The sequence below is a fragment of the Allobosea sp. CER48 genome (assembly GCF_044752385.1).
Taxonomy (GTDB): domain Bacteria; phylum Pseudomonadota; class Alphaproteobacteria; order Rhizobiales; family Beijerinckiaceae; genus Allobosea.
Map to the genome: position 1 here is coordinate 1 of NZ_JBIWYK010000459.1, position 2,398 is coordinate 2,398.

Below are 2,398 nucleotides of genomic sequence, written 5' to 3' on the forward strand. Positions count from 1 at the left end.
CGCCGGCGCGGCCTCATCGCCGATTCCGCTCGGCTCGGCCGCCGAAATCGACACGTTCCGGAGCGATATGCGCTATCGCGAGGCGCTGAAGCGCTATTGCGACGTGATCGTGCCGATGAACGATCTGAAATGGGAAGCGCTGCGGCACGATCGGCCACGCTTCGACTTTTCCGGATCCGACGAACTCGTCGCCTTCGCGGAGGCCAACCGCAAGACGCTGCGCGGGCACACGCTGCTCTGGGGCGAGGCGTTGCCGGCCTGGGCAAAGGAGATGACGACGCGGGCGGAGGCCGAGCGCGAGCTCGTCAACCACATCGAGATCGTCGTCGACCGCTACCGGGGGCGCATCGCGACCTGGGACGTCGTCAACGAGGTGATCAAATACGATCCGCAACCCGGCGAGCCCTATCGCGACACAATCTGGCAGCGTCTGCTCGGTCCGGAGCATGTCGAGATCGCCTTCCGCACGGCGGCGCGTGCCGATCCGAAGGCGCGCCTCGTCCTCAACGATTTTCATTTCGAGGAGCGTGAGCCAGGTGCGGCCGCCCGCCGCAAGGTCGCGCTCGATATCTGCCGGCGCCTCAAGGACAAGGGCATACCGGTGCATGGCATCGGCATGCAGGCCCATCTCTATGCCGAGAAGCGCATCGACACCGAAGGGCTGCAGCGCTTCATGCGCGATCTCGATTCGCTCGGCCTCGATGTCGAGATCACCGAACTCGACGTGATCGACTGGAAGATGCCGGCCGATGCCGGCCAGCGCGATGCGGCCGCTGCGTCGCTGGTCGCGTCCTTTCTCGGCGCGATCTGCGCGGCCAAGCGGCCCAAGGCAATCGTCACCTGGGGGCTCAGCGATCGCTACTCCTGGATACACGAAACCTTTCCTCGCAAGGACGGAGCCCGGGCCCGGCCCTTGCCCCTGGATGCCGATTATCGGCCGAAACCGATGATGGCCGTTCTCGAGGGCTACCGGAGCGGGGCGTACTGATGCCGGATAGTGAAGCCTAGCCCCATGTTCACGACCGAGCCCGTTGCCAATGCAGGTCAGGAGCCATCGGAGCGTCCCGAGCGGCTGTCCCCGTTCGCCTCCCTGCGCCTCGAGCGCCTCGCCGATCCCGCCTGGATCCTGTCGACGCTGTGGGCGCGGCGCGGGCTGATCCTGCTGATGACGCTGCTCGGCCTGCTTCTGGCCGTGCTCGCCGGCCTTTTGATGACGCCGAAATACGTCTCGACGGCGCAACTCTTCATCGACCCGCGTGACCTGCGGGTGTTGCAGAACGATGTCTCGCCCAATGCCGTCGGCAGCGACCCGGCCTCGATCACCGGCTATCTCGAAAGCCAGGCGCGCGTGATCGCCTCCGACAGCATCAAGTTGCGCGTCGTCGAGCGGCTCGGCCTCGACAAGGATCCGGATTTCGGTGGGGCCTCGCGCGGTTTCTTCTCGCGCCTGCTCGGGGGTGCCGATTCAGCGCCATCGCAGAATGCCCTGCTCTATTCCCTCGCGGCGCTCGACCGGAATGTTTCGATCCGCCGCGGCGAGCGGACTTTCGTCATCGATATTTCCGCTACGGCGAGCGATCCCGCCAAGGCGGCACGGATCGCCAACGCCCTGGCCGAAGCCTATCTCGACGATCAGGCCGCCATTCGCTCCGAGGCTGCGCAGCGCGCGACGGCGGCGCTCACGGGGCGCCTGGAAGAGCTGCGCAACCGCCTGCGCGTCGCCGAGGAAAAGGCGGAGAAATACAAGGAAGCCAACAATATAGTCGGCATCGGCGGGCGCTCTCTGAGCGAGGAGCAACTCTCCCTCAATGCTGCCCAGCTGGTCGCGGCGCGGACGCGAACGACCGAGGCGAAGGCGAAATACGATCAGATCGCCGGGACACGCGCCTCGAGCATCGAGGCCGGCGCCTTTCCGGAAGCCGTCGCCTCCAACACGATGACGGCCCTGCGCGCCCAGCTCGGGGCCGCGCTGGCACGGGAGGCCGACCTCGTCGCGTCGCTGGGTGCGCGCCACCCGTCGTTGAGTGCCGCCCAATCCCAGGTTCGCGATGCCCGCCGGCAGATCGCGGAGGAGCTGGCCCGCATCGCACGCGCGGCCAAGGTCGAATATGACCGCGCCGCGGACGCGGAGCGCCTGCTTGCCCAGCGCGTCGACCAGCTCACGACCAACCAATATGCCGCCGGCCGGGCATCGGTGCAGCTGCGCGAGCTGGAACGCGAGGTCGAGTCCTCGCGCGCGGTCTATGATGCCTTCCTGCGGCGCGCGCGCGAAACGGGCGAGCTCGGCGGCATCGATACCACCAACGCCCGCATCATCAGCCCGGCGATGCCGCCGCTCGAGAGAAGTGGCATCAGCCGGCGCACGCTCGCGCTGATCGGCGCCATCGGCGGCGGGGGC

Annotated in this window: 2 protein-coding genes; both read left to right on the top strand. The window is 67.5% G+C overall.

All coding sequences use genetic code 11. From position 1 onward, the window contains the following. The coding region (locus ACIPIA_RS14330; RefSeq protein ID WP_400510518.1) for an endo-1,4-beta-xylanase at nt 1–988 on the top strand (988 nt) is incomplete at its 5' end. Between the two features lie 24 nt (nt 989–1,012). After that, the coding region (locus ACIPIA_RS14335; protein WP_400510519.1) for a GumC family protein at nt 1,013–2,398 on the top strand (1,386 nt) is incomplete at its 3' end.